The sequence below is a fragment of the Blastococcus sp. CT_GayMR19 genome, from assembly GCF_004570385.1.
Taxonomy (GTDB): domain Bacteria; phylum Actinomycetota; class Actinomycetes; order Mycobacteriales; family Geodermatophilaceae; genus Blastococcus_B.
Window position 1 is genome coordinate 236,900 of the sequence record NZ_SPQL01000001.1, and the last position, 18,189, is coordinate 255,088.

Below are 18,189 nucleotides of genomic sequence, written 5' to 3' on the forward strand. Positions count from 1 at the left end.
GTGCGTGACACCCCACCGATCGATCAGGAGAACACCATGAAGGCCGTCGTCAAGCACGCAGCCGAGCGCGGCATCCAGATCCGCGAGGACTGGCCCGAGCCCGTGGCCGGCCCGGGGCAGGTGCTGCTCGAGGTGGCCGCCGCCTCGCTGTGCGGCACCGACCGCGAGCTCTACGAGTGGACGCCCTCGGCGCAGGCGTTCGAACTCACCCCACCGGTGGTCCTCGGCCACGAGGGCTCCGGGACGGTGCTCGCCGTGGGGGTCGGCGTCGATGACGTCGCCCCCGGGGACCGGGTCGCGCTGGAGAGCCACCTCATCTGTGGCCGGTGCTACCCGTGCCGAACCGGCAGCGCGCACACCTGCGAGCGGACCGGCATCCTCGGTATGCACATCGACGGCGTCTTCGCCGAACGAGTCGCCGTCCCCGCGGGCATCTGCGTGCCGCTGCCCGAGTCGGTGTCGCTCGAGATCGGCGCCCTGCTGGAGTCGGCCGGGGTGGCCATGCACGCCGTCCAGCGGTCCGGATACGCCGTGGCCGGGCAGTACGTCCTGGTCAACGGCTGTGGGCCCGTGGGTCTGGTCATCGCACAGATCGCCCTCGCCCTGGGAGCCGCGGCCGTCGTCGCCGTGGAACCCAACCCGTTCCGCCGGAAGCAGGCGGAGTCGATCGGCGCCCAGGTGCTCGACCCGTCGGACGACGTCGTCGGCGTGTGCCGCGACCTGGCCGGTCGCCGCGGCGGCTTCGATGTCGCGTTCGAGGTCTCTGGCGCGCGCGGGGTGCTGCCGCCGCTGCTGGAGGCGCTGCGGCGGGAGGCCACGCTCGTGACGGTCGGACACCCGAGCGAGCCGGCTCCGATCGACATCGCGTCGTTCGTGAACAAGAAGGGCATCACCCTCCGCGGCATCTTTGGCCGCCGGCTATGGGACACCTGGGAGCAGTTGCTCCTCCTGCTGCAGTCGGGTCGCATCGACCTCGACCGGCTGATCACCCACCGCCTGCCCCTCGACGAGGCAGAGGCCGCAGTCGAACTGCTCACCGGCGACGCCGGAAAGGTTCTGCTCGTGCCGGGTGCGAACCGACGGTGATCCGGCGGGGTCGGGCCGGCACCCCCGCCGGCCCGACCTGTTCGCCCCGCTCCCAGGCGGCGTCCAGGCGGCTCGCAGGCCCGTCCCGGGCGGGTAGTCCGCGCGGAGCGGGGTGGCTGCTCACCGACCGCGCGCAGCCGTCCTGTGGCGCCTCCCGGTCGGCCACCCCGCCCATGGTCCGGCAGCCGACGGGTGACCGCGTCACGGAGCTGCCGCTCCCGCTGTGGGCACACGGTGGGCACGAACGCGGAGTGACCCAGGCGACGTTGGCGTTTGCCAACGAACTACGGTGACGCCCTGACCGGCATGGACGGCCGGAAGCGGTCATGACCACTGTCGTCGACACCCGGCCGGGGAGACTCGTAAACCCTGGGTCATGGGTTAGAGCCCCACCCGCCCCACCTCTTGTCTGTGTTGTTCCGCCTGACGCTTGACCATGGGCTGCCGGCGCGGAATCCCGTCGCCTCGTCATCGCTCCGGCATGACCCCCGTTGCTCTTCCAACCGCCCGGTCACCGCGGGACCATGGCGGCATCCACCGGGCGCTTGCACCGGGTCGGTCTCCGGGTGACACCTCCAGGCACACCCCCTCAGCGCTCACCACGAACTCGCGCGGCCTACATGGGGCAGGGTCCGCGAGCGGCTTCCCACAAGGGGGACCGATGACGCTCACAGACCCGACCTTCTACCGGAGTCCCGCCGAAGCCATCGCCGCACCGACCGAGCAGCTGGCCTACGTCGTCGCCTTCGACCGGGCCGGCGTCCTCCCGGACGCTCTAGCCGTGCTCGACGTCGACGAGAACTCCGACGACTACGGCACCGTCGTCGGCTGGGCCGAACTGCCCACGACCGGCGACGAACTGCACCACTTCGGGTGGAACGCCTGCTCCAGCGCGCTTCTGCACGAGGGCCACGACATGGGCGAGGACGGGCTGCAGCGCCGCTTCCTGCTCCTGCCGGGCCTGCGCAGCTCGCGCATTCACGTCTTCGACACCCAGCCCGACCCCCGCTCCCCCCGGCTGCACAAGACCGTCGAGGCGGTGGAGCTGGCGCAGCGCGCCGGCTACTCGCGGCCGCACACCCTGCACTGCGGTCCGGACGGCGTCTTCCTCACCTGCCTGGGCGGAGCCGACGGGAACGACGGACCGGGCGGGATCGCGCTGCTCGACCACGCCACCTTCGACGTCCTCCGCGCCTGGGAGACCGACCGCGGACCGCAGTACCTGGCCTACGACGCCTGGTGGCACCTCAACCAGAACGTCCTCGTGTCCAGCGAATGGGGCACGCCCTCCATGATCGAGGACGGACTCGTGCCCGAGCTGCTGCTCGGCCAGAAGTACGGCCACTCCGTCCACTTCTGGGACCTCGCGGAGGGCCGGAACCTGCAGACGGTCGATCTCGGCGCCGAGCACCAGATGGTGCTGGAACTCCGGCCCTCGCACGATCCCGAGGCGACCTGGGGCTTCGTCGGCGTCGTGGTCTCGACGGCCGACCTGTCCGCCTCGGTCTGGCGGTGGCACCGCGAGGGCGCGGAATGGAAGGTCGACAAGGTCATCACGATCCCTGCCGAGCCCGCCGACGCGGCCGATCTCCCGCCGGCGTTGCAGCCGTTCGGCGCCGTCCCACCGTTGATCAGCGACATCGACCTGTCCGTCGACGACCGGATGCTCTACGTCTCCTGCTGGGGCACCGGCGAGCTCAAGCAGTTCGACGTGTCCGATCCCGCCGCTCCCCACGAGGTCGGATCCGTTCACTTGGGCGGGATCGCTCGCCGGACGGCCCACCCCGCAGAGCCGGCAGCACGCTTGGCCGGCGGCCCGCAGATGGTCGAGGTCAGCCGCGACGGCCGGCGCGTCTACGTCACGAACTCGTTGTACGGCGCCTGGGACGACCAGTTCTTCCCGAACGGCGTCGGCGCCTGGATGGCGAAGTTCGACACCGACCCCTCGGCCGGCGGGCTCACCATCGACGAGCGCTTCTTCCCGCACGGCCAGGCCTTCCGCGGACGGCGACCGCATCAGGTGCGCCTGCAGGGAGGGGACGCTTCCTCCGACTCGTACTGCTACCGCTGAACGCGCCGGCGCGGCCACGACCCCGGGAACCGCTTACGTGTCGTGCTGTCGTCGGACCATCTCGTCGATCCAGATGGGCGCGAACGGAGAGGTGCAGTTCGGGGGCGTCGGGTAGTCCTTGAGCACCTCCAGGCGCTCACCGATGCCGATCGCGCGAGCGCGATGCTCGGCGTGCTCGATCCCGATCTGGGCCAGGCAGTGGTTCATCGCCCACTGCAGGCGAACCGGGGCGTCCTTCATCTCCGCCTCGATGATGTCGAGCAGTCCTGGCAGGTCGAGTCCCTCGGGCTTCTTCGCCACGCGTTCGGTGGTCAGCGCCCAGCCGGCACTCGCGACCACCGGGTCGGGATCGGCGCACCAGGCCACGCGCAGCGCTTGAGCATGCGGGCTCTTCTTCACCACGTAGTTCACCAGCCAGTCGTGCACCTTCGGAGGGCGTGCCTGGCGCACCATGACGTCCAACTCGTTCCGCTCGAACGCCTTCGGGCGGCAGATCAGGAGCGCCAGCAGTCGCGCCGCGGTGTTCTCCGTGTCCCAGAGCTGGCGCGAGAGTTCCTGCTGCGTCTTCAGCCGCTTCGCGACCGCGCGCAGCTTGCCGAGGTTCACCCCGTGGTCGTCACCGTGCCTCTCGTTCACCGCGCGTGCCTTCGGGTCCTCCAGCGCGGCGAGCTCGGCCATCACCTCGGCCACCGTCGTCCCGGTCACCGTCGTCTGGGCCACCTCGGCCTCCTGTCCATCGAGTGAGGCCCAGCCTAGGAGTGAGGAGGTACGCCTCCTGTCGTGCGCGCCGGCGGCAGGCACCGACACGACGTCCGATAGCTCGGCAGGGTTCGGCGGTTCTGGCCACTCCCTGAACGGCGGTACAGGCAAGGAGCCGCTTCTCGACGACGGCGTCCCTGATGGCCCGGAGCGCTAGGTCCAGGACGGCTCGTGGACGGCGTCCTGCGACTGTCCCTCCCCCGACGACGCAGGCACCCGTGAGCCGAGCCCGCGCAACGCGACGAGTGCACTGGCGCCCAGGAGCCCGAGCCCGAGAACAGCGAGCGCGGACGCCGCCAGGCTCAGGTCCAGGGGGCCACGTCCGCTGAACGTCTGCACCATCGTGGAGGCGACCAGGCCGGTGTATCCCAGCGCGCCGAGGCCGACGATCCGGAGCCTTCTGACTTCGCTGTAGCTCGACAGCAGCAGCACGAGCGCGAGCGCCGGGAGGACCTGGACGGCGTGCAGCGTCACGGCATGGGGGATCTTCACGGCCCCGGCCGCCCCGAACGTGTTGCCGCCCTGGACGATCATCTGCACGCCGACGGCCTGACTGGCCAGCATCAGCACGAGTCCGGTGCGGATGGCCCACGCGAGGCTGGCCGGGGCGTCCATGGAGAAGAACGACCGGATGGTCACGAACACCGTGATCAGGGCGATCAGCGCGACGAGGGCGCCCATCAGCGAGAACACCATCCCGTCGAACGCGGTGTCCTCGTTGAAATGGGACGCGACGCCCCGCCACGTCTGCATGGCGATGAGGAAGACCTCACCGAGCGAGGCCAGCGCGAACACCCCGAGAACGGTCCAGCCGACGGCCCTCCGGGGCCGGAGGAACGTCATGAACCACGTCAGGGTCGCCAAGGTGATGCCGAAGGAGAGCCCGAACACGATCGGCTTCCGCCACGAGATCGGGCCTGCCCACGCACCCCCCTCGACGAGGTACACGACACCGTGGACTGCGCCGCTGACCACGAGCAGCACGGCGCAGGCGTAACCGAAACGCTGGTACGACGCGACCGGCGTGAAGCGCCCGACGCGCACGTAGTCCTTCATCAGGTCCAACACGGCGACACCTCCTCACGAGGTGGGCGGCCCTGCGGTGCCACGAGCATCGGGCCGCGGCCGGGCCGCCGAAGGACTGCCAGTGGGCTTCGCGGACCTGGTCTCAGTTCGCCGCTGTGCGCCGATGCGACCGGCAGAGCGCGTCGGACGCTACTCCCGTCGGGCACGCAAGAGCGGTGCCGTCGCGCGGCACCGGAAGCGGGCTGTGGGTGCTTCGCCTGACGACGCCGCCGTCCGCTTCCCAGCGGGACACGGGAACCGGCGCGCGAAGGTCTTGGGCCGATTCCGGGGATCCGACACGATGAGGGCTCGTGTTACGAGCGCAGGGGGCGCCGTGGGTGGACGACCGGTTCCTCGCCGGACGGTGGTGACCCTGCGCGCCCTTCAGACCAGCTGCGGGGTGCTCGCCGTCGCATCGCTCGTCGCCATCAGCCAGCCGTCCACCGTGATCGTGGCGCACGACGGCGCAACGCCCGTCGCGAACGCGCATCCGGCCGTTCCGACGGAATGGTCGCGCGTCGGGCCGCTCGAGGTGCCGACGATCGGTGTCGTCCCGCCGGGTACGGAGGACTGGTTCGACCCGGGCGCCGCCGCGCCGTCCGTAGCACCTGACGAGCCAGGCCCGGCCCGGTCGTCAGCAGCACCTGATGAACCGGTTCCGGCGGCACCCATGGCCGCTCCCACACCGGACGCCCCGGCGACCAGCCCCGAGGCACCGCCGGTGAGCGCGGGTGCGGCGCCCCTCGATCCGTCCCCGGTCGCGCCGAGCACCGCGCCCGCGGCCGCGGCCGAGACCACAGAGAGTCCGCAGGCCACCGAAAGTCCAGTGCCCACCGAGAGTCCGCAGGCCACCGAGAGTCCGGTGACCACCGGAGGCACCCAGACCACCGGGACCGCGCAGAACACTGAGAGCGCCCGGACCACCGAGACGGCCCAGACCACCGAGACGACTCCGAGCACTCCGACCGCATCGACCGACACGGTGCCGGCGACGCCGACCACGCCCCCGGCGACCACCACGGTCCCCGCGACCACGACCACGCCCCCATCCACGACCACACCTCCGGAGACGACCACCACGGCCCCCGCGACCACCACCACACCTCCGGAGACGACCACCACGGCCCCCGCGACCACCACCACACCTCCGGAGACGACCACCACGGCCCCCGCGACCACCACCACACCTCCGGAGACGACCACATCGGCGCCCGCGACGACCACCACGCCTCCGGAGACCGCCCCACCGTCGACCACCGAGCCACCGGCTACGGCCACGGAATCCCCGCCTGCGCCACCTCCGGTGGAGACGAACGAGCGCGGCAACGCCGTCCTCGCAATCGGCGAGGAGCTCACCGTCACCGACGGCGCGACGGGGGCGGTCGCGTTCGCCGTGGCCGTCGAGGGCGTCTCCCCCGACGTGACCTGCACCGATCCGGCGAGCCCGGCCGCCGAGAACGGGCACCTGATCGCGGTGCGGGTGCGCGTCACGACCGGCACAGACCTCTCCGCTGTCGGAGGCGACCCCGTGGTGCGCGCGGCGGACTTCCAGATCCTCGGGCCGGACGGCGTTCCTCTCCCGGCAGCCGGCACCCCGAGCGCGGAGTCCTGCCTGCCCGACGCCGAGGCCTTCCCGTCCGGCCCCGTGACTGCGGGCCAGGAACTCACGGGGACCGTCGTCCTCGATGTGCCCGCCACCACCGGGACCGTCGTGTTCGCGCCCGACTTCCTCACCGTCGGCGCGGAATGGGCCTACTGACCGACCACACAGCACCGCCGCACCAGACCGCAGGTCCGGCGGCGTCCCCGTGCGACGCTCTGCGGACCGTCCGACGAGAGGTTCCCCGTGGTATCGGAGAGTGCCCAGGCGGCACGGGTGCAGGCCGTCCTCGACATCCCGCTGCACCGGTTCCTCGGCGTCCGGCTGCTCGATCCCGGGAACCCGGCCGCGGGGATCTCCTTCCCCGTCGGCGAGGCCGCCCAGAACCAGGCCGCCGTGCTCCACGGGGGCGTGGTGACGGCGCTGCTCGACGTCGCGTCCTATCTGGCCCTGCTCCCCCACCTGGACGACGGCGAGCACGCGGTCACCCACGACCTCTCGGTCTCCCTGCTGCGACCGGTCAGCGCCGACGAGCAGGTCGCCGTCGTCGGGAGCGTCCTGCGTCGCGGCCGGGCGGTGGCCTTCCTGCGCGCGGAGGCGAGCGTGAACGGCCGGGCCGTGGCCGCGGCGCAGGTCACCAAGAGCGTCGTCCCCATGCCCGGATCCCGGAACGAGGACCGGTGACCCAGCTACGAGGAGTGGCGGCCGGGTCTCCGGGGCACGGTGCTGACATGACGACGACGCCGGAGCCAGCCACCCCTCAGCCGCGCGACATCGCCCTCGAGCAGGAGACACCCGAGCAGGCCGCTGACCTGGAGGCGCAGAGCGAACCGGAGGCATCACCGGAGGGGTCCTGACCACGCCGCGGGCGTACTGTCCGCCCATGGTCGCCGACAACCGGCGTGCGGACCGTGTCGTCGCGGGCCGCTACGCGCTGACCGACGTGCTCGGCCGCGGCGGGATGGGCACCGTGTGGCTCGCCACCGACCGCGTCCTCGAGCGACAGGTCGCGCTGAAGGAGGTCACCTTCTCGGTCGAGCTCAGCGACGAGGAGCGCGGGATCCTCCGGGAACGGACGATGCGCGAGGCCCGTGCCGCCGCCCGCCTCGACCACCCCTGCGTGACCAGGGTCTACGACGTGATCGAGGAGGAGGGCAAGCCCTGGCTGGTGATGGAGCACGTCTCCTCGCGCAGCCTGCAGGAGATCCTGGAGAGCGAGGGTCCGCTGTCGCCCGCCGCGGTGGCGACGATCGGCCTCGACCTGCTGGCCGCGCTGGACGCGGCCCACGACGCCGGGATCGTGCACCGCGACGTCAAGCCGAGCAACGTGCTCGTCGACCGCGACGGGCACGCGTGCCTCACCGACTTCGGCATCGCCACGACCACCGGCGACTCCAGCCTGACGACGCGGGGCGCCCTCATCGGGTCGCCGTCCTACATGGCGCCGGAGCGGGCCAACGGCGAGGAGCCGCGGCCGCCCGTCGACCTGTGGTCGCTCGGCGCCACGCTCTACGCGGCCGTCGAGGGGCGCCCACCGTTCGACAAGGGCGAGCCGATGGCCACCCTGCTGTCGGTCGTCTCCGAGGACCCGGAGCCGATGCTGCACGCGGGGCCGTTGGAGCCGGTCCTGCGCGGCCTGCTCACGAAGGATCCCGCGCACCGCAGCACCGCGTCGCAGGCCGCCCGGCAGTTGACCGCCCTGCACTCGTCCCCCGCGCCGCCCGCTCCACCACCGGCGGCCGCCCCGCCGGCCCCCAAGCCGATGCCCAGGCCGGTGCCGGGCGCCGCCGCGGCCCGGATCGACTCCGAGGACCTGAAGAAGCTCGCGTCGGTCTCCCGGGCCGTGCTCGGGTCGGTCGCCCGCGACGCCCGTGACCACCTGGCCGACCGGCGACGGGACAAGAAGGCCGAGCGCCGGGTCGCGGCCGGCCGGGGCGCGCCGCCGCCTCCGGTGCAGCGAAGCGCTCCCCCCGCCCGGCGCCGCAGGTTCAAGCGCCGCTGGGTCGTCGTCCCGGTGCTCACGACGATCGTCGTCGTCACCCTGCTGATCGTCGGCGCGCTCGTGGGCCTGGCGGCGTTCTTCGGGCTGCTGTAGCTCAGCGGCGGGCGGCCGGCCGCTGCTCGTCGATCCGTGCGGCCGCGACGTAGTAGAGCGTCGTCCCCGCCGGGACGGGCCGGTCCCAGGACGGGCTGACCACCAGCCCGTCGGAATCCCGGACCGCCAGCACGGTCGCCCCGTGGGTACGCCCGAACCAGGTCTGGCAGTCGCCGAACGTGGCGTGCCCGAAGCCCGCCGGCACGCGCATCGAGTACGTGTTGCCGTGCCCACCGCTGCTCATCAGGTCGTTGTAGATCTGGGTGATGCCGGGGTCGTTGGCCTCCTCGCTCAGGAGGAAGGGCATGTGCCACTGCACGGCCTGGACGCCGGGGTTCACGTAGCGCAGGTTCTCCCGGCGGCCCAGGTCCCGCACCGCCGCGACCAGGTGGAGGTCGGGATTCGCGTGGTCGATGGCGACGGCGATGGCCAGCGTCTCGTTGTCGTCCCGGCCGTCGATGACCGCCGTCCGTGCCCGCTGCACGCAGGCCCGGGTCATGACGTCCTCGTGGGTGAGGTCGCCCCGGACGAAGTGCACGGCCGGCTGATCGGGCAGCGGGTTCTCGGGGACGTCGTCCCACGCGCACAGCGCCACCTGGAACCGGCCGTCGGCGGTGAGCTCGGCGACGATTCGCTCCGAGCGGCCCGGCCAGTAGCCGAACAGCACCACATGGTCGGAGAGATCCAGTGCGACCACACCTCTCAAACGCTTGCCCCGGACCGATTGCAGGGCGTTGGCCAACTGGGTGAAGAGCAGGGTGAGCGTGACGATGCCACCGACGATCACGTACAGGCCGACGATCCGGCCGCCCGTCGAGGTCGGGAAGAAGTCGCCGTAGCCGACCGTCGCCGAGGTGACGACGAAGTACCACCAGTAGGTGCCCGGCTGCACGATCTCGCTGCCCGGCGGCTCGACCAGCGACATCGCCAGCCAGCTGCTCAGGAAGACGAAGGACGCGACCGCCAGGGGCAGCCGCCAGCCGCGCAGCCGCACGCGGAGGAACCGCGACAGGCGGTAGACCAGGAACGGCACCACGGACTCCCACGGACGGCGCGACGGACAGCGCAAGCTACCGCGCACGCGGCGGGCGCGCCCCGCCGCCGGGCTCAGCGGGCCGGTGCCTGCTCGCGGTGCCCGGCGTGGTCGTTCCGGTCCCGCCGCCGGTGCAGCCGCTCCCGATGGGCCTCCGGCGAGTGGACGACGGTCACCGGGCAGGAGGCGTGCAGCGCGCACTGCATGCTCACCGAGCCCAGCAGCATGCTGGCGAAACCGCCGTGCCCCCGGCTGCCCACCACGAGCAGGTCGGCGCCGTGCGACTCGGCGATGAGGACGTCGGCAGCCATGCCCATCGCCGCCCGGACACGTACCTCCGGTGGCGGCTGCGGCCCGTCGGGAATGACGCGGTCCACGAACGCCTGACCGTGGTGCAGCGCCGCGGCGCGGGCCTTCTCGGGGTGGTAGGAGCTGACCGCGTAGAAGTCCATCCAGTAGTCCGGCGGCCGGTAGACGACGATCGCCTCCACCGGCAGCCCGCGCCGTGCGGCGTCGTGCAGCGCGAACAGCAGCGCCGCGCGTGCCCCGGTCGAGTAGTCGATGCCGACGACCACCCGGGGGCCTCGCGCCTCCTCCTCGTCCTCCACCGCGGCGATCCGCTTGCCCTCGTCGGTCATGACGCCACCTCCTCCGAACCCACCACCAGCAGTTCGGCTCCGGTCCGGGCGGCGACCTCGGCGACGGTCACGGGATGGGTGACCGCCGCGACACGGGTGCGCCCGTGCACGCCGGTCTCCTCGGCGGCGCGCGCCACCATGGCGCGGACGGCGTCCTCCATCTCGGCGCAGCCCTCGTCCGGCTGCGACGGGTCGCCGGGCCACACCGTCACCGCCAGGAGGTCGGCGTCCCGCTCCTGCGCCTCCCGGAGCGCCCAGAGCAGCGCCTGGTAGCAGCACGCGGAGGGCCGGACGTCGACGAGCACCAGACGCCGGCCGGCAGAGTCGACCGGCGCGCCGCTCGTGCGCGAGATCATGGGAAAACTGTCCTCCCACGGGCCCCGTGCGACAAGGGCCCCCCGTCAGCCCACCAGAGGGGGGACGACGTCGGCGGCGAGCCGCGTCAGGATCGGCGCCGGCTCGGCCAGGCAGCGGGCGAGGTCCGGCTCGACGTCGGTCAGGCCATGAGCACCGGCGAGGCCCGCGGCTGCCACCTGCTCGGCCGAGAGCCGCACGACGCCGGCCAGTGCCAGGCACGGGACGCCGGCCTTCCGTGCCCGGCGGGCGACCTCGGCCGGGGCCTTCCCCCGGAGCGTCTGCTCGTCGATCGCCCCCTCCCCGGTGATCGCCAGCGCGGCCCCCTCGAGCGCGTCATCCAGGCCGACCAGGTCACAGATCAGCCCCGCCCCCGACACGACACGAGCTCCCAGGACCGCGACCGCGCCGGCCGCCGTCCCGCCCGCTCCCCCGGCACCGGGCATGGCTGCCACGTCCGCTCCCAGGTCCCGCGCGAGGACGGCGGCGTAGCGGGTCAGCGCCGCGTCCAGGACGGCGACGTCCGCCGGTGACGCCCCCTTCTGCGGTCCGAACACCGCCGCGGCACCGGCGGGACCGGTGAGCGGGTTGTCCACGTCGGAGGCGACGACCAGCTCGACGTCCCGGATGCGTGGATCGAGGCCGGAGACGTCCACGCGATCGAGACCGGCCAGGGCCGCGCCGCCGGGCGGGAGCTCCCCGCCGTCCCCGTCGAGCAGCCGCACGCCGAGCGCCTGCAGCATGCCCGCGCCGCCGTCGGTCGTGGCGCTGCCGCCGATGCCGAGGACGATCCGCCGCGCGCCGTCGTCCAGCGCGGCGCGCAGGAGCTCACCCACCCCGAAGGTGCCGGCGGTCAGCGGCGCGAGCTCGGACAGCTGGCCGAGGCCGGCGGCCGTGGCGAGCTCGACCACCGCCGTGTCGCCGTCGCGCGCGACGACCGCGTCGACCGGGCGGCCGTCCGGCCCGGCGACGCGAGCCGGCAGCGGGACGTAGCCGGCGCGCAGCGCGGCGGCTACGGTCCCCTCGCCGCCGTCCGCGATCGGGCGGAGGAGCAGCTCGGCATCCGGCAGCACCCGGGCGATCCCCTCGGAGATGGCGACCGCGACGTCCTCCGCGGCCAGGCTGCCCTTGAACGAATCGGGAGCGACGACGATGCGCACGGGGAGCAGCATGCTCCCCTTCGTCGTAGCGTCGCCGCCGTGACCGACTTCTACGCCCTCGACGAGCTGCTGGCGCCCGAGGAGATCGAGATCCGGGACCGCGTGCGCGACTTCTGCGCGCGCGAGGTGACGCCGCGGATCAACGACTACTGGGAGCGCGCCGAGTTCCCGTTCGAACTGGTGCCGAAGATCGCCGCGCTCGGCATCTCCGGCGGCACCGTGCAGGGGTACGGCTCCCCCGGCATGAGCGCGGTGGCGGCCGGGCTGGTCGCCGCCGAGTGGGCGCGCGCCGACGGCAGCATCGGCACCTTCTACGGCGTGCACAGCTTCCTGGCGATGCAGTCGATCGCGATGCTCGGCTCGGAGGAGCAACGCGAACGCTGGCTGCCCGCGATGGCGCGGGTGGAGAAGATCGGCGCGTTCGGGCTCACCGAGCCGGCCCACGGCTCCGACGCCGTCGGCCTCGAGACTTCGGCCCGCCGCGACGGCGACGCCTACGTGCTCACGGGTGCGAAGAAGTGGATCGGCAACGGCTCGATCGCCGACTACGTGATCATCTGGGCCCGCGGTGAGGACGGCGCCGTCGGCGGCTACGTGGTCGAGAAAGGCACCCCCGGCTACGAGGCCACCGTCATGACCGGGAAGACGGCGCTGCGCGCCGTCTGGCAGGCCGAGATCACGCTGACCGACGTGCGGGTACCGGCGGAGAACAGGCTGGCGAACTGCCATTCCTTCAAGGACGTCGCCGTCGTGCTCGACCGGACGCGCTACACGGTGGCGTGGCGGGCGCTGGGCCTCGCGACGGCGTCCTACGAGTTGGCGCTGGCGCACGCGCTGCGCCGCGAGCAGTTCGGCCAGCCGATCGCCGGGTTCCAGCTCGTGCAGGACAAGCTCGCGCGGATGCTCGCCGAGATCACCTCGATGCAGCTGATGTGCTGGCGCCTGTCGAAGCTGGCCGACGCCGGCCGCATGACCGCCGCCATGGCGTCGCTGGCGAAGATGAACCACGCGGCGAAGGCCCGGGCGATCGTGGCCGACGCCCGCGACATCCTCGGCGGCGACGGCATCCTGCTGGACAACCACGTCGCGCGGCATCACGCCGACATGGAGGCCATCTTCACCTTCGAGGGCACCGACTCCGTCCAGGCCCTGATCGTGGGCCGGGAGATCACCGGGCTGTCGGCGATCAGCGGCCGCAAGCCCGCTCGCTGACTCAACTGGTGCGCGTCAGTGCCCTGCCGACGGCGGTCAGCCGTGCGCACTCGGGGCAGGCGGTGCGCCCGACACCGACCCGCGCCCACTGCTGCGAACCCCACACCTGGACGATCGCCCCGCAGACCGCCAGCTCGACCTCGCCGTCGAGCTCCGCCGGAAGGCGGTGCGCCTCGACGGCGTGCCACGGGGCGGGGTGCTCCGCCGGATGCCCCTTCGACCACCGATCGGGGCGGGCGAACCCCACCGCATAGGTCTCCATGTCGGACGTGTGCCCCGCGTCACAGCCGGTCAATCGCCGATCAGGCGGATCCGCCCGATCCGGTACCGCGCCGCAATCAGGGAAACTCCGGATGTCCCGACGGCGGAATGTCGCGTTACCGTCGGAGACCCACCGAGGAGGGAGCACGGGGCATGGATCCGGTCAGCCTGCTGGTGGGTGGGGTCCTCCTGGCGGTCGGTTTCGCGGCCGGGCGGCTCGGTCGCCGGCGGCCGGCCCCTCCCCCGCCGGTGACTCCCCTCTGCGGCTGCGGCCACGCCCTGAGCCAGCACGACCGGGGGACGTCGACCTGCTACGCGGAGTTGCGCCGCGACACGTTCGACAAGCGGGGCCGCTGGTCCGGGCACTCCTGGGTGCCGTGCACCTGCCGTCAGTACGTGGGGCCGCGGCCGATCGACGAGGTGTTCGCGCCGCGACTCCTCCCGCCCGGCCTCGACTGACCCTGGCCCGTGCTGGGCACACAGCAGGAAGCACGCCCGGCACCACCTTCGGAGGGCCCGTGACCGTTCGCCCCGACCCCCGGCCCGCGCGCCGCCGGGCCGCCCTCCTGGCCGCGACCGAACCGGTCCGCACGATGGTCAGTGCCGGCGCCCTGGCCGCGAGCCTTCCGCTGCTCCGCGCGGCACCGCGTGGGGAGCCGCATCCGGTGCTCGTCCTCCCGGGGCTGATGGCCTCGGACCTGTCGACGAAGACCCTGCGCGGGTGGCTGGGGCGGCTCGGCTATCCCGTCGTCGGCTGGGCGCTGGGCCGCAACCGGGGCACGACCAGAGAGGTCACGACCGAGCTGCCGGCCCTCATCGCCCGGCTGGCCGCCGAGCACGGCGCGCCGGTGAGCATTGTCGGCTGGAGCCTCGGCGGGATCTTCGCGCGCCGGCTGGCGCGGCGGACTCCCCGTCAGGTCCGTCAGGTGATCTCGCTCGGCTCCCCGTTCGCCTCGTCCGGAGGCCACCCCGACGGCGGCCCCGCGAGCCGCGTCTACCGGCGCTACTCCCCGCTGCATGCGGTCGACAGCACCCCGAGCCCCGGCGGTTCGCTCGCCCGCCCACTGCCGGTGCCGAGCACGGCGGTCTACTCACGGTGGGACGGCGTCGTCGACTGGCGGGCCTGCCGCCAGCAGCCGGGGCCGCGCAGCGAGAACGTCGCGGTGCGCAGCAGCCATCTGGGCATGGGGCACGACCCCGCCGTCCTCTGGGTCGTGGCCGACCGGCTGGCCCAGCCGCCGGACGCCTGGCGCCCGTTCGAACGCCCCACCCGCTTCGGCCTCGGCGCCCTCTTCCCCGCCGAGGATTGAGTGCCCGGCCAACCGACGGGGACGTCGCCAGGGAGTCGCGCCGGGCCGGCCGGCCGTAGCGTTCCCCGGGTGACGGCCGAGCGGTCGGACGGCATTCCGGATCAGCGCACGCCACAGGCCGACGTTGCGGCGCTGATCCCGATGGTGCGCCGGATCGTCGCCGCACGGGTGCAGGACGGCCCGACCGCCGACGACCTCGTGCAGGAGACGCTCGTCCGGGTCCTCGCCGCCGCCCCGCGCGTGGAGCCCGGGATGCTGGAGTCGTACGCGATCGTCACGGCGCGGAACGTCGTCGCGTCGCTGTGGCGGGAGCGCGACCGGCACCGGCGCAACCAGCACCGCGTCGTCGACCTGCTGCCGGAGCAGACCCATGACGACGGCCTGGTGGCGCAGGAGGAGCAGAACGCAGTCGTGCAGGCCCTGGCCCGCCTCTCGGAGCGGGAACGCGACACCCTCCTCGCCCACGAGGTCTCCGGTCAGGACACCCGCTCGCTCGCCGGCGAGATCGGCTCCACCGCGGGCGCCGTCGCCGCGCAGCTGAACCGCACCCGCGCGCGACTGCGGGTCGAGTACCTGCTGGCCCTCGACCAGGCGGAGCCGCCCACCGAGCGGTGTCGCCCGGTGCTGCTCGCCCTCTCCAGCGGGGACCGGCGCCGGCAGCGAGAGGTCGACGCCGCCCGCCACCTGCTCGAGTGCGACCTCTGCGCCCGGCTCAGCGAGCCGCTCATGGAACGCGGCCAGGCCCGCGACGACGAGATCCGCATCCCCATCCACGTCGACGCCGACATCGTCGCGGCCCGTCAGGCCGCGCGCGAGCTCGCGTCGCGGCTGGGGTTCTCCAAGACCGACCTGACCCTGATCGCCACGGCGGTGTCCGAGGTGGCGCGCAACATCGTGCGCTTCGCCGGTCTGGGCGAGATCGTCGTCGAACTGCTCGACCAGCCGCGCCGGGGCGTGCGGGTCGTGGCGATGGACACCGGACCGGGCATCGCCGATGTGGAGCAGGCGCTCGCCGATGGATACAGCACGTACCAGGGCCTGGGGCTGGGACTACCCGGAGCTCGCCGTTTGATGGACGAGTTCGCCATCATGACCGAGATCGGTCGCGGCACGACCGTGACCATGACGAAATGGCGGGAAGAGCGATGACTCGGAGCACGGACGCGAACATCACCTCCGCGGACGTCGGGGCGATGCGCCGCGCGGACGAGGACGAGCTCCTCCCCCAGCTCGTGGCCCATCTGCGCGAGCACCGGACGACGCTGCGCCAGGACTGGGCGAGTCGCATCCAGGAGTCCGGCCTCCTCCTCGCCATGACGTCTCAGGAGATGGCCGCGGAGACCACCTCGGTCTACGACAACTACGTCGAGGTCCTCGAGACCGGGAGCGTGGAGGCCCTGCAGCGGTACGCGCGCGACCTGTCGGAGCGGATCATCCCGCGCGGGGTGGAGACCCACGAGGTCGTCGGGATCGTGCTGCTCCTGCGCGACGTCCTCGCGCGTTTCCTGTTCGACAAGTACCAGCGTGACTTCGGGCTGCTCAACCGCGTGCTCGACGCCTACGAGCCGGCCGCCAACCGCATCGCCAACACCGTCGCGGTCAGCTTCGTCGAGGAGCGCGAGCGGGTCATCCGGCAGCAGCAGGACTCCATCCGCGAGCTCTCCACGCCGGTGCTGCCCGTCCGCGAGCGGCTGCTCATCCTCCCGATCATCGGCGTCCTGGACAGCGAGCGGGCCCGCCAGCTCACCGAGCAGCTGCTCACCGGCATCCGGACCCACCGGGCGAAGGTCGTCGTCATCGACATCACCGGTGTGCCCGACGTCGACGAGGCCGTGGCCAACCACCTGGTGCAGACCGTCGACGCCAGCCGCCTCATGGGCGCCAGCGTGATCATCACGGGGCTGTCGCCGCTCATCGCCCAGACACTCGTGACGATCGGGGTCGACCTGAGCAAGATGGACACCATCGGCGACCTCCAGGGCGGTCTGGAGGAGGCCGAGCGCCTGCTCGGCTACACCGTCGGCCGGGAAAGCAGCCCCGCCAGCCCATGACCACCGGCCCGAAGCTGGTCTCGATCCTGCGGCAGGGCTCCTACCTGATCGCATCGATCCACACCGCCCTGGACGACACCCAGATGGTGCGGTTCCAGGAGGACCTGGTCGAGCAGATCGGCCGGTACCGGTCCCGCGGCGTGATCATCGACGTCGCGGCCCTCGACGTCCTGGACTCGTTCGGCGCGCGCACGCTGCGCACCATCGCCGAGATGGCCCGGCTGCGCGGGGCGGTGACGGTCATCGTCGGGATCCAGCCGGACGTCGCGTTCGCCATGGTGTCACTCGGCATGGCCACCGGCAGCGTCGTCACGCTGCTCGACCTCGAGGAGGGGCTGGCGTTCCTCGACAGCCGGACGCAGCGGAACGCGACGTCGGGCCGGCCGGCACTGCGGACGCTGTCCCGAGGGGCCCCGTGATGGACGAGCTGGACGTCCTCACCAAGGACTACCGGGTCGCGTTCCTCCACTACCTGCCGCGCCGGGAGGAGGCCGCACTCCATCGCGCGTACGAGCTGGGCCGTTCTGCCGTGGCCGAGGGGCTCAGCATCCTGGAGCTGGCCCGGGTCCATCACGAGATCTTCCTCGAGGTCCTCCGGGAGACGCCCCCCGCGGAGCTGCCCGAGGTCGCGACGGCCGCCTCCGAGTTCCTCCTGGAGGTGCTGGCGACCTTCGACATGGCCCAGCGGGCCTTCCTCGAGGGACATGCGGCCGCCCGGGACGACCAGGGCCCCCGACCGGGGAGCGGGATCAGGGCTCCCCGGCCGGAGGCTCGGGACGGCGCAGCTCGGGGTTCTGCGCCGGGTCTCGCTTAGTTGTTCTCGATCCGGACCGGGCCGGTGGCGCTCTCACAGACCGTGCGCGAACGGCCGGTGCGGTCGACGGCGATCGCCTGCCCGAGCACCCCCGCCGCCACAGGGCCGACGTCGACGAGGTCGCAGGCGTTGAGTGCAGCCGCGACTGCGGCGTTGAGGTCGACGGCGTCCTCGATGGTGATGTCGCCGACGACCACGTTCACCAGGCCGTCCGCGATCACCGGCTGCGCGCTGGCCGGTGTGGCGAAGCCCGTGGCGAGAACGGTTCCTGCGAATACGGTGGCGATCGACTTCTTGGCGATGCTGGTCATGACTGGTGCCCTTCGTGTGAGTTCTGCTGCCGATTCCCGGAGGCGTTCTCGCCGTGCCGGGCCGTGCACGCATGAAGACCCCTCGAGGGCGCGGCCATGACGACGGCTGCTGCGCACCCGTCCCCCGCTCGGGCCGAACCGCTGACCTGCGGGGACAGCCCACCGGAGCCGCTCGTGCATCGCGCGAGAAATCCCGCGGAGCCGCGTCATGGAACGCGGGCCGCAGCGTCCCGCCATCGCCGGATGGCCGGCCTCAGGCCGGTGGGGCCACGCAGCCAGTACCAAGCCGCCAGAACGTCGCGGTGCGCAGCCACTCGAACGTCCGACCCGCCTCGGCGCGCTCTTCCCCGCCGAGGACTGGACGGCCGG

General features: G+C 72.7%; 22 protein-coding genes. 13 read left to right on the forward strand and 9 right to left on the reverse strand.

Features of this window, described 5'->3' with window-relative positions; genetic code table 11:
* Positions 1 to 36: 36 nt before the first annotated feature.
* Together E4P39_RS01160 and E4P39_RS01165 are read left to right on the forward strand one after the other, a co-directional pair.
* Entirely contained in the window at positions 37 to 1,086 is a 1,050-nt protein-coding gene (locus tag E4P39_RS01160; protein WP_135134815.1) for an alcohol dehydrogenase catalytic domain-containing protein, read from the forward strand.
* A 661-nt stretch (positions 1,087 to 1,747) separates the two neighbouring features.
* On the forward strand, positions 1,748 to 3,157 hold the full coding sequence (locus E4P39_RS01165) for a selenium-binding protein SBP56-related protein (protein WP_135134490.1): 1,410 nt from the start codon (positions 1,748 to 1,750) through the stop codon (positions 3,155 to 3,157).
* Positions 3,158 to 3,190: 33 nt separating this feature from the next.
* Here E4P39_RS01165 and E4P39_RS01170 read toward each other — a convergent pair whose 3' ends face one another.
* The 3 genes from E4P39_RS01170 to E4P39_RS22075 form a co-directional block, all read right to left on the reverse strand.
* Positions 3,191 to 3,877 (reverse strand): DNA alkylation repair protein, encoded by a 687-nt coding sequence (locus E4P39_RS01170; RefSeq protein WP_135134491.1) that lies wholly within the window; start codon positions 3,875 to 3,877, stop codon positions 3,191 to 3,193.
* A 192-nt stretch (positions 3,878 to 4,069) separates the two neighbouring features.
* Complete coding sequence (locus E4P39_RS01175) at positions 4,070 to 4,984, reverse strand: hypothetical protein (RefSeq protein WP_135134492.1); 915 nt, start codon at positions 4,982 to 4,984, stop codon at positions 4,070 to 4,072.
* A gap of 381 nt (positions 4,985 to 5,365) precedes the next feature.
* Positions 5,366 to 6,259, reverse strand: a complete 894-nt coding sequence (locus E4P39_RS22075; RefSeq protein WP_167761506.1) for a hypothetical protein — start codon at positions 6,257 to 6,259, stop codon at positions 5,366 to 5,368.
* Between the two features lie 25 nt (positions 6,260 to 6,284).
* On the opposite strand from E4P39_RS22075, the gene E4P39_RS22080 reads away from it, so the two are divergent.
* The 4 genes from E4P39_RS22080 (at position 6,285) to E4P39_RS01190 (ending at position 8,676) form a co-directional block, all read left to right on the forward strand.
* The gene (locus E4P39_RS22080; RefSeq protein WP_167761507.1) at positions 6,285 to 6,740 is read left to right on the forward strand and encodes a hypothetical protein; all 456 of its coding nucleotides are present in this window, start codon (positions 6,285 to 6,287) and stop codon (positions 6,738 to 6,740) included.
* A gap of 87 nt (positions 6,741 to 6,827) precedes the next feature.
* A complete protein-coding gene (locus tag E4P39_RS01185; RefSeq protein ID WP_135134493.1) occupies positions 6,828 to 7,265 on the forward strand; it encodes a PaaI family thioesterase in 438 nt (145 codons plus the stop codon).
* A 47-nt stretch (positions 7,266 to 7,312) separates the two neighbouring features.
* Positions 7,313 to 7,438 (forward strand): hypothetical protein, encoded by a 126-nt coding sequence (locus E4P39_RS23090; protein WP_280790770.1) that lies wholly within the window; start codon positions 7,313 to 7,315, stop codon positions 7,436 to 7,438.
* A 26-nt stretch (positions 7,439 to 7,464) separates the two neighbouring features.
* The gene (locus tag E4P39_RS01190) at positions 7,465 to 8,676 is read left to right on the forward strand and encodes a serine/threonine-protein kinase (protein WP_135134494.1); all 1,212 of its coding nucleotides are present in this window, start codon (positions 7,465 to 7,467) and stop codon (positions 8,674 to 8,676) included.
* Position 8,677: 1 nt separating this feature from the next.
* Here E4P39_RS01190 and E4P39_RS01195 read toward each other — a convergent pair whose 3' ends face one another.
* From E4P39_RS01195 to E4P39_RS01210, 4 genes are all read right to left on the reverse strand, one after another.
* Positions 8,678 to 9,709 (reverse strand): potassium channel family protein, encoded by a 1,032-nt coding sequence (locus tag E4P39_RS01195; protein ID WP_135134495.1) that lies wholly within the window; start codon positions 9,707 to 9,709, stop codon positions 8,678 to 8,680.
* Between the two features lie 74 nt (positions 9,710 to 9,783).
* On the reverse strand, positions 9,784 to 10,347 hold the full coding sequence (locus E4P39_RS01200) for a universal stress protein (RefSeq protein ID WP_135134496.1): 564 nt from the start codon (positions 10,345 to 10,347) through the stop codon (positions 9,784 to 9,786).
* A complete protein-coding gene (locus E4P39_RS01205; protein WP_135134497.1) occupies positions 10,344 to 10,703 on the reverse strand; it encodes a universal stress protein in 360 nt (119 codons plus the stop codon). The genes E4P39_RS01200 and E4P39_RS01205 overlap by 4 nt, the downstream gene beginning before the upstream one ends.
* A gap of 45 nt (positions 10,704 to 10,748) precedes the next feature.
* Positions 10,749 to 11,873, reverse strand: a complete 1,125-nt coding sequence (locus E4P39_RS01210) for a glycerate kinase (RefSeq protein ID WP_135134498.1) — start codon at positions 11,871 to 11,873, stop codon at positions 10,749 to 10,751.
* A 27-nt stretch (positions 11,874 to 11,900) separates the two neighbouring features.
* Here E4P39_RS01210 and E4P39_RS01215 point away from each other — a divergent pair, with 27 nt between their 5' ends.
* Positions 11,901 to 13,073, forward strand: coding sequence for an acyl-CoA dehydrogenase family protein (locus E4P39_RS01215; RefSeq protein WP_135134499.1), 1,173 nt, complete (start codon positions 11,901 to 11,903; stop codon positions 13,071 to 13,073).
* Position 13,074: 1 nt separating this feature from the next.
* Here the strand turns inward: E4P39_RS01215 and E4P39_RS01220 are convergent, their stop codons facing one another.
* Positions 13,075 to 13,335: a hypothetical protein gene (locus tag E4P39_RS01220; RefSeq protein WP_135134500.1), complete on the reverse strand. Its 261-nt coding sequence runs from the start codon at positions 13,333 to 13,335 to the stop codon at positions 13,075 to 13,077.
* Positions 13,336 to 13,487: 152 nt separating this feature from the next.
* Here E4P39_RS01220 and E4P39_RS01225 point away from each other — a divergent pair, with 152 nt between their 5' ends.
* The 6 genes from E4P39_RS01225 (at position 13,488) to E4P39_RS01250 (ending at position 17,509) form a co-directional block, all read left to right on the forward strand.
* Positions 13,488 to 13,793 (forward strand): hypothetical protein, encoded by a 306-nt coding sequence (locus tag E4P39_RS01225; RefSeq protein ID WP_135134501.1) that lies wholly within the window; start codon positions 13,488 to 13,490, stop codon positions 13,791 to 13,793.
* A 59-nt stretch (positions 13,794 to 13,852) separates the two neighbouring features.
* Entirely contained in the window at positions 13,853 to 14,644 is a 792-nt protein-coding gene (locus E4P39_RS01230; protein ID WP_135134502.1) for an alpha/beta hydrolase, read from the forward strand.
* 69 nt (positions 14,645 to 14,713) lie between these two features.
* Positions 14,714 to 15,793, forward strand: a complete 1,080-nt coding sequence (locus E4P39_RS01235; protein WP_245159548.1) for a sigma-70 family RNA polymerase sigma factor — start codon at positions 14,714 to 14,716, stop codon at positions 15,791 to 15,793.
* On the forward strand, positions 15,790 to 16,695 hold the full coding sequence (locus E4P39_RS01240) for an STAS domain-containing protein (protein ID WP_135134503.1): 906 nt from the start codon (positions 15,790 to 15,792) through the stop codon (positions 16,693 to 16,695). The genes E4P39_RS01235 and E4P39_RS01240 overlap by 4 nt, the downstream gene beginning before the upstream one ends.
* Positions 16,692 to 17,114, forward strand: a complete 423-nt coding sequence (locus tag E4P39_RS01245; protein WP_135134504.1) for an STAS domain-containing protein — start codon at positions 16,692 to 16,694, stop codon at positions 17,112 to 17,114. Before E4P39_RS01240 ends, E4P39_RS01245 begins: the two co-directional genes overlap by 4 nt.
* On the forward strand, positions 17,114 to 17,509 hold the full coding sequence (locus tag E4P39_RS01250) for a phosphatase RsbU N-terminal domain-containing protein (RefSeq protein WP_135134505.1): 396 nt from the start codon (positions 17,114 to 17,116) through the stop codon (positions 17,507 to 17,509). Before E4P39_RS01245 ends, E4P39_RS01250 begins: the two co-directional genes overlap by 1 nt.
* On the opposite strand, the gene E4P39_RS01255 is transcribed toward E4P39_RS01250, so the two are convergent.
* On the reverse strand, positions 17,506 to 17,820 hold the full coding sequence (locus E4P39_RS01255) for a hypothetical protein (protein ID WP_135134506.1): 315 nt from the start codon (positions 17,818 to 17,820) through the stop codon (positions 17,506 to 17,508). The two genes, E4P39_RS01250 and E4P39_RS01255, sit on opposite strands and share 4 nt — an antisense overlap.
* Between the last annotated feature and the right edge of the window lie 369 nt (positions 17,821 to 18,189).